The sequence below is a fragment of the Mycobacterium sp. TH-M25 genome, from assembly GCF_057473665.1.
The window spans coordinates 1-8,686 of sequence record NZ_JBYCLA010000438.1 but is presented as its reverse complement, the minus strand read 5'-3'; the positions used below and the strand labels follow the sequence as shown (position 1 = coordinate 8,686).

Here is an 8,686-nt window from a genome sequence, read left to right as displayed (position 1 = left end):
CGATTCTGGCGGACTTGCGTCGTGTCGAGGCCGTCGCCGTCCGGGCCACTCAGATCGGAAAAGTCGGCCTGACGCTGATCAAAGCGCTGAGCACGGTGCGCCACCACTACGACGAGCTGATGATGCTGTGCGCGAAAGCGCCCCAGGCCACCCTCGGTCAACGGTTGTACGCCGCGCGACGCCACGCGAACCTATCGGTATCCGAAACCGCGCAGGCGGCAGGCGTCGGGGAGGAGACCATCGTCCGCGCGGAAGCAGAAGACGCCTTGCCCGACGCCACTGCGAACGCGATCGAGACGTTGATTCGGCAGATCAGCTGGCGTTGAGGAGCAAAAAATAGTGCGCTGCGCGCACCCAGCCGGCTGATACGCTCGCTCTGCGAAGTGGCGGGATGGCGGCGACGGATTGGCGCCGCAGAGTCGCGGTCCGACCGTTGGCGGAGCGTCGAGCGATCTCTGCAAACCGCCGTCCGCGTCCGGTCGCCGCGCAGTATTTTAGGACTTAACAAGCCCATAGAGGATCTGCCCGAGCGGCTCCGGCGAGCGTGCGAGCAGCGACCTCGACGAAACGATGCATCCGAGGTAGACGATGTCGAGTCCGTACCGTGCCGCCGATGTCGACGACGTCGTCGCCGTCGAGGTGACCATCGACGGCATGCTGGTGATCGCCGACCGGCTCGGGTTGGCGGACTTTCCCACAGCTCTTGCGATCCGACCGAATATCCCTCAGTTGGAGTTGCGGGATTTGGTCTGGGACCAGGTCCGGCGCGATCTCGCCGAACAGGGCGTCCTCGACATCTACGGGACGCCGCACCCGACCGTCGCGGCGATGATCGATACGCTCAGCAGGGCCGACCGAACGCTGGAGGGCCGGTGGTGGCGCCGCGACGTCGACGGCGGCACCATGGTCCGCTTTGTGGTGTGTCGCAAAGGCGAACGCCATGTGGTCGCTGCGCGTGACGGCGAGATGCTGGTCGTTCAGCTGGTTGCCCCACAGGTGGGCCTGGCCGGCATGGTCACCACTGTGCTCGGATCCGCCACCGCCGCCGACGTCGAGCCGCTCACCGGGGTCGCAACCAGGCTGGCCGAATGCAAAACCGCCGCGCAGATAGCGCAGTACGGTGTCGCGCCCGCATCGGCGCGCATCTACGCGGACATCATCGCCAACCCGTCGAGTTGGGTGGAGATCACCGCCAGCGAGCGGCAACCGGGTGGCACGATCACCACCACCGAGTTGGCGGCCGGTGTCGCTGACTCGCCCCAAGGCAGGTTGGTGTCGATTCCCCGCCGGGTGAACGGCGAACTCTACGGAAGCTTCTTGCCAGGAACACCGGAGAACCTTCAACGTGCGCTGGTAGGCCTGGTGGAGTTCCTGCCGTCGGGTGCTTGGTTTGACCAAACCGACACCGAATACCGCTGATAGAAACAGGAAGAACGCTATGGCAGAGGGCTATTCGCCATTTGCACCCGGGGACGACGACGACCACGGCGACCTCGGTGCCTTGGACTTCTTCACCGCCGCGGACGGTGAAGAAAGTTCCGGCCTGGACGCCTTCGACGACTATCTCCCGCCGGCCGAGCCGGCGGGAATCGGCACCGCCGATTTGTGGGGGGACGTCGGCGCTGTCCACCCCGAGCAGCCGGCCGCCATTTTCACGGTGACCAATCCACCTGGCACCGTGTCGGTGTCGGCGTACCTGGACGGTCGCGTAGAGCGGATCCGCCTGCGCGGAAAATCCGACGCAGCTGAGGCGCAGCTCTCGGACGAGATCCTGCTGGTAGCGGATTTGGCCCGGCAAAAGGCGCGGTCTGCCCAGCACGCCACCATGCTCGAGGAGATGTTGGCGTCGGGCCACGACACTGCGTCCACCCGAGACTTCCTGGCCCGCGAACTGCACCTCCCGTCTCCGGAAGAGGCGACCGCCGCCGAAGCGCGATGCTTCGCCGTCCGGTATGCAGGTGAGCATGACTGAACAGTTGGGCAATATGTTCGGGACAGCGGTGAACATGCTGTCGATGTCTCCGGGCCGATCGATGGAGCTGTTCTCCGAGATCACCAGCTACGACGAAACTGCCTGCGACGCCTGGATCGGTCGGATCAGGTGTGGCGATACCGACCGGGTGACGTTGTTCCGCGCCTGGTATTCGCGGCGTAATTTCGGGCAACTGGCAGGTCTGGCCGATATGTCGATGGTCAGTCTGGACGCCAGGATCCCCATCGGCGGGCTCTACGGTGACATCACCTATCCCGTCAACTCCCCGCTGGCCATCACGCTCGGCTTTGCCGTAAATGAAGCCACGGAAGGCAATTTCGCTGACGCCATGGATGCCTTGGAGGAGGCTCCAGCCCGCGGCGCCGAGCACCTGGTGTCCTGGGTCAGGGCGGTGATCTACGGCGCATCCGAACGCTGGACCGATGTGATCGACGAAGTACGGCACGCGCCCGAATGGACCGATAGGTTCTTGGCCTCGGCGGCAGGCGTTGCGCATGGCGTCGCTGCCGCGAACCTGGGCCTGTTCACCGAAGCCGAGCGACGACTCACCGAATCCAACGACACGCCCGCGGGTCAGGCATGTGGACGCACCATCGCCTGGTATCTGGCGATGGCGCGCCGCAGCCAGGGCAACGAAGAGGGCGCGCTTCCGCTGCTGGAATGGCTACAGGCGAATTTCGCCGAGCCCAAAGTCGCTAACGCATTGAAGAAACCGGCCTATCGACTGGTGCCTACCAGCGCGGAGAATATCGAGGCGCGCACGGATCCGTGGGATCCGGCGAGTGTCGTGGCAGACACCTCGGGGCAGGAGAAGCTGCTGGCCGAGGCGCAGGCCGAGCTGGACCGTCAGATCGGCCTCACCCGGGTCAAGGAGCAAATCGAAAGGTACCGCGCCGCAACCCAAATGGCGAAGATCAGGGCGGCCAAGGGGATGAAGGTCGCGCAGGCGAGCAAGCACATGATCTTCGCCGGGCCGCCGGGAACCGGTAAGACGACGATCGCGCGGGTGGTGGCCAACATCCTGGCGGGGTTGGGGGTCATCACCGAGCCGAAGCTCGTCGAGACGTCACGCAAAGACTTCGTCGCCGAATACGAGGGCCAGTCAGCGGTCAAGACCGCCAAGACGATCGACCGGGCGGTCGGCGGAGTGCTGTTCATCGACGAGGCGTACACGCTCGTGCAAGAGCGTGACGGGCGCGCAGACCCGTTCGGCACCGAGGCATTGGACACCTTGCTGGCGCGAATGGAGAACGACCGCGACCGTCTGGTGGTGATCATCGCGGGTTACAGCTCAGACATCGATCGGTTGCTGGAAGCCAATGATGGCCTGCGATCGCGTTTCTCGACGCGGATCGAGTTCGACTCGTATTCCCCGGAAGAGATTCTCGAGATCGCGAAAGTCATTGCCGAAGGCAATGACTCGACGCTCAGCGAGGAGGCGTGCGGCCATCTTCTCGAGGCGGCGAAGCTGCTCAGTCAACGCTCGGTCGGGGACAAACCAGCACTCGACGTCGCCGGCAACGGCCGGTACGCGCGTCAACTGGTCGAGTCCGCAGAGCAATACCGTGACATGCGGTTGGCGCAGTCCATCAACATCGACGACCTCGACGTGGACCGCTTGCAGCGAATCAACGACCACGACATGGCGGAGGCGATTGCGGCCGTGCACAGACGATTGAACATCGGCGCCTAGCCAATGGCGGGATTCCGGCTCACCACGAAAGTCCAAGTCAGCGGCTGGCGATTCTTGCTGCGCCGCGTCGAACACGCGGTCGTGCGACGCGACACCCGGATGTTCGACGATCCGCTGGCCTTCTACAGCCGATCGGTGGGCGTGGGGATTCTGCTCGCCGTGCTGGTGTGTCTGGGCGCAGGCTTGCTGGCGTACTTCAAGCCGCTCGGGCGCCGCAGCGGCGACAACTTGCTCGTCGACCGAACGACCAACCAGCTCTATGTCGTGATGCCGAATACGGGCGAATTGCATCCGGTCTACAACTTGACGTCTGCCCGGCTGGTGCTGGGTAACGCCGGCAATCCCTCGGCGGTGAAATCACAGGAACTGAACCAGATGCCCAAGGGGCAGCGGATCGGTATCCCGGGCGCGCCTTATGCCACTCCAGTTTCGGCGGACACCGTGTCGAGTTGGGCGCTGTGCGACACCGTCGCCAACCCGGCCAGTGTTGCTCCAACGGTCGAAACATCAATCATAGCAATGCCTTTGACAACAGATGCCTCGATCGGTCCGATGCAGCCCAATCAGGCGCTGCTGGCCTCCTACCAGGGCAGAGAATGGGTGATCACCAAAAGCGGTCGCCACGTGGTCGATCTGATGGACCGCGCGGTCGCCTCCTCGGTGGGTATCCCGGTCACTGCGAAACCCACCCCGATCTCGGAGGGCGTCTACAACGCCGTGCCTGACGTCGGTCCGTGGCAATTGCCGCCGGTACCCGCCGCCGGTACGCCCAACTCGGTCGGGCTGCCGCCCAACTTGGTGATCGGCGCGGTGTTCCAGGCGCAGAGCGAGGGCGGCCCGCGGGCTTACGTCGTGTTGCCGGACGGGGTGGCGCGGGTGAACGCGACAACGGCGGCGGCGCTGCGCGCGACCAATTCCTACGGATTGCTCTCCCCGCCACTGGTTGAGTCGAGCCTGGTCGCCAAGATTGCAGAACGGGTGTACGCATCGCCGCTACCGGACCAGGCGGTGGCGATCGTGCCCCGGCAGGACGCGCCGACCTTGTGCTGGTCGTGGGAACGCGAACCTGGAGACCAGGCGCCGCAGACGGCCGTGCTGACCGGCCGGCACCTGCCGCTTCCGCCGACCGCGATGAATACCGGCATCAAGCAGATCGACGGAACCGCAACGGTTTACACCGATGGCGGGAAATTCATTCAGCTCCAATCGCCGGATCCAAAGCACGGTGAAGCGCTCTACTACGTTGACCCACAGGGAGTTCGGTACGGGATTCCAGATCTGCAGACCGCCAAAACACTGGGGCTGACCGCACCGCAGAACGCGCCCTGGGCTGTCGTCCGACTGTTGGTGGACGGACCGGTGCTGTCGAAGTCGGCGGCGCTGTTGGCGCATGACACGCTGCCGCCGGACCCGAAGCCGCGGAAACTGGAAGCGGGAGAGGGCTGATGACCACCAAGAAATTCACTCCGACCGTCAAACGCGGGCCCCGCTTGACGCCGGGCGAGATAAGCGTGACCCCGCCAGAAGATCTCGGTGTCGAAATCCCGCCGTCAGGCGTGCAGAAGGTGCTGCCCTACGTGATGGCCGGCGGCATGCTCGGCATGATCGCGATCATGGTCTTCACCGGCGTTCGGCAGCTGTCGCCGTACATGTTGATGATGCCGCTGATGATGATCATGACGACCGTGGGTTTCATGGCCGGTGGCGGGCCCGGCGGCAAGAAGGTTCCCGAAATCAACGCCGACCGCAAGGAATACCTGCGTTACCTGGCCGGCTTGCGGACGCGAGTGACGTCTTCGGCGAGTGCTCAGGTGACGTTCTTCGGTTACCACGCACCGAATCCCGAGGACCTACTTTCGCTGATCGGCACGCACCGGCAGTGGTCGCGGCCGGCGAACGCCGACTTTTTCGCCGCCGTTCGGATCGGGCTCGGCACGGAACCGGCGGTCGACCGGTTGCTAAAGCCGGCGCTCGGCGGGGAACTGGCGGGCCCCGATGCCGCGCCGCAGCCGCACTTGGAGCCGGTGAGCCACATGTGGGTGCTGAAGTTTCTGCGCACCCACGGGCTCATCCACGATTGCCCGAAGCTGGTGCAACTCAAGACATTTCCGACCATCGCCGTCGGTGGCGACCCGCAGCGCGCGGCCGCATTGCTGCGGGCGATGATCTGCCAATTGGCGGTCTTCCACCCGCCGGACCTGATGCAGATTCGGGTGCTGATCGACAACCCGGAGGACCCGGAATGGGCGTGGCTGAAATGGCTTCCCCACGTCCAGCACCAGACAGACACCGACGTCGCCGGGCCGACTCGGATGATCTTCACCCGCGCCGACGGTTTGAGTGATTTGACCGCGCGGGGGCCGCACACACCGGATGCCGCCCCCGGCGGCCCCTACGTCGTGGTGATCGATCTGACCGGGGGCAGCGCCGGCTTTCCCGTCGACGGGCGTGCCGGCGTCACGCTGATAACGCTGGGCAACCACCGCGGTTCGGCCTACCGTCTCAGGCTCGACGAAGACGGCACCGCCGATGACCGGCTGCCCAATCAGACGTTCCGGTTGGTGACGTCGGCGACCGACCAGGTGTCACCGGAACTGGCCACCCGTATCGCGCGAAAGCTTGCCGGCTGGTCGATCACCGGGACCATCATCGACAAGACCACCCGTGTGCAGAAGAAGGTCTCGACCGAGTGGCATCAACTTGTCGGAGCGCAGTCGGTCGAAGAGGTGCTACCGAGTCGCTGGCGGATGTTCCGCGACACCGACCCTGACCGGCAGCGAATTACGTTCGGGCACGAGCTCAAAACCCGCGAAATCAAGTACCACGGCAACAAGGAGGGCGCCGAATTCGGCGCTGGACCGCACGGCATGCTGATCGGAACGACTGGATCGGGTAAGTCGGAATTCTTACGGACCCTGATCCTTTCGCTCGCGGCCACACATCATCCGGACCAGATCAACCTGTTGCTGACCGACTTCAAAGGTGGCTCCACCTTCCTGGGCATGGAACGACTGCCGCACACGGCGGCGGTCGTCACCAACATGGAAGAGGAGGCCGAACTGGTCAGCCGGATGGGCGAGGTGCTCACCGGTGAACTCGATCGCCGGCAGTCGATCCTGCGGCAGGCCGGTATCCAGGTGGGCGCAGCGGGAGCGCTCTCGGGGGTGGCGGAATACGAGAAGCATCGTGAGCGCGGCGCCGACCTTGCGCCGCTACCCACGCTTTTCGTCGTGGTCGACGAGTTCGCCGAGCTTCTGCAGAACCACCCGGACTTCATCGCGTTGTTCGACCGGATCTGCCGGGTAGGTCGTTCGCTGCGCGTACACCTACTGCTCGCTACGCAGTCACTCAACACCGGTGGCGTCCGTATCGACAAGCTCGAACCGAACCTGACGTATCGAATTGCATTGCGCACCACGAGCTCCGCCGAGTCCAAGGCGGTGATCGGCACGCCGGAGGCGCAGTACATCACCAACAAGGAGAGCGGCGTCGGTTTCTTGCGGGTCGGCATGGAAGACCCGGTGAAGTTCCGCAGCACCTACACCGGCACCAACTACGTTCCCGCATCGCTCGGCGAGAACGGCGACCGACCCGCCGACTCCGGGGTGCAGCACCGTCGCAGCACCGTTCAGATCCACCAGTTCACGGCGGCTCCGATCTTCGACGGGGCGGTGCTGCCATGACAGTCGACCCAGAACCGCGGGTGCTGCGCGAGGTCGTGCTGGACCAACTAGGCACCGGCGAGGCCGTCGCCTATCGCATGTGGCTGCCGCCGTTGGCGGATCCGACTCCGGTCAACGAACTCGTCGAGCGTGGTACCGGGCGGCCGTTGCAATTCGGTCTCGGCATCATGGACGAGCCGCGCCGCCACCGGCAGGAAGTCTGGGGAGTAGACGTTTCGGCGGCGGGCGGCAACATCGCCGTCGGCGGCGCCCCGCAGACCGGTAAGTCCACGTTCTTGCAGACGCTGGTGCTATCGGCCGCGGCCACGCATACGCCGCGCGACGTGCAGTTCTACTGCATTGATCTCGGTGGCGGTGGTCTGATCTACATCGAGGATCTGCCGCACGTCGGCGGGGTCGCGACCCGGTCCGAACCCGACCGGGTCAACCGCATGGTTGCCGAGATGAAAGCCGTTCTGCGGCAAAGGGAAATCATCTTCAAGCAGTACCGGGTCGGCTCGATGGCGGCGTATCGGCAGATGCGCAACGACCCGAACAACCCGGCCGCCGCCGACCCGTTCGGCGACGTTTTTCTGGTGATCGACGGGTGGCCGGCCTTCGTGGCCGAGTTCCCCGACTTAGAGCCGATGGTGCAAGACATCGCCGGCCAGGGGCTGGCCTTCGGCGTACACACCGTGATCTCCACACCGCGGTGGACCGAGCTGAAGGCTCGGGTACGCGACTACCTGGGCACCAAGGTCGAGTTCCGGCTCGGCGACATGAACGAAACCCAGATCGACCGGATGACCAAGGAGATTCCGGCGAATCGCCCGGGCCGGGCCATCTCGGCCGAAAAGCACCACCTCATGATCGGGGTGCCGCGCATCGACGGGGTCCACAGCGCCGAGAACCTGGTCGACGCGATTACCGCCGCCGTGGAACACGTCGCGGCGGGCTACACCGAGCAGGCGCCCCAAGTCAGGGTGCTGCCGGACCGGATATATCTGCATCAGCTGGACCCCAACCCGCCGGGCCCGGACTCCGACTACCGCACCCGCTGGACGATTCCGCTCGGCCTGCGCGAGTCGGATCTGTCGGTGGCCTACAACAACATGCAGATGACCCCGCACCTGTTGATCTTTGGCGCGTCGAAGTCGGGTAAGACCACGATCGCCCACGCCGTCGCGCAGGCCATCTGCTCGCGCAACAGCCCAGACCAGGTGCGGTTCATGCTGGCCGACTACCGCTCCGGCCTCCTCGACACCGTGCCGGAATCGCATCTCCTCGATGCCGGAGCCATCAACCGCAACAGCGCGTCACTCGAGGAATCCATCAAAG

The 8,686-nt window shown here is 64.9% G+C and carries 7 protein-coding genes; all 7 read left to right on the top strand.

What is annotated here, in order from left to right; all coding sequences use genetic code 11:
* A partial coding sequence (locus AC2VOU_RS14885) for a helix-turn-helix domain-containing protein (RefSeq protein ID WP_486958073.1) occupies window positions 1-326 on the top strand: 326 nt, incomplete at its 5' end.
* 262 nt (window positions 327-588) lie between these two features.
* Window positions 589-1,419, top strand: coding sequence for an ESX secretion-associated protein EspG (locus AC2VOU_RS14880; protein WP_486958072.1), 831 nt, complete (start codon window positions 589-591; stop codon window positions 1,417-1,419).
* Window positions 1,420-1,438: 19 nt separating this feature from the next.
* Complete coding sequence (locus tag AC2VOU_RS14875) at window positions 1,439-1,972, top strand: YbaB/EbfC family DNA-binding protein (protein ID WP_486958071.1); 534 nt, start codon at window positions 1,439-1,441, stop codon at window positions 1,970-1,972.
* Complete coding sequence (gene eccA / locus AC2VOU_RS14870; RefSeq protein WP_486958070.1) at window positions 1,965-3,686, top strand: type VII secretion AAA-ATPase EccA; 1,722 nt, start codon at window positions 1,965-1,967, stop codon at window positions 3,684-3,686. Before AC2VOU_RS14875 ends, eccA begins: the two co-directional genes overlap by 8 nt.
* A gap of 3 nt (window positions 3,687-3,689) precedes the next feature.
* Window positions 3,690-5,132 (top strand): type VII secretion protein EccB, encoded by a 1,443-nt coding sequence (eccB, locus tag AC2VOU_RS14865; protein ID WP_486958069.1) that lies wholly within the window; start codon window positions 3,690-3,692, stop codon window positions 5,130-5,132.
* A complete protein-coding gene (gene eccCa, locus AC2VOU_RS14860; RefSeq protein WP_486958068.1) occupies window positions 5,132-7,369 on the top strand; it encodes a type VII secretion protein EccCa in 2,238 nt (745 codons plus the stop codon). The genes eccB and eccCa overlap by 1 nt, the downstream gene beginning before the upstream one ends.
* The coding region (gene eccCb, locus AC2VOU_RS14855; protein ID WP_486958067.1) for a type VII secretion protein EccCb at window positions 7,366-8,686 on the top strand (1,321 nt) is incomplete at its 3' end. The genes eccCa and eccCb, both read left to right, overlap by 4 nt.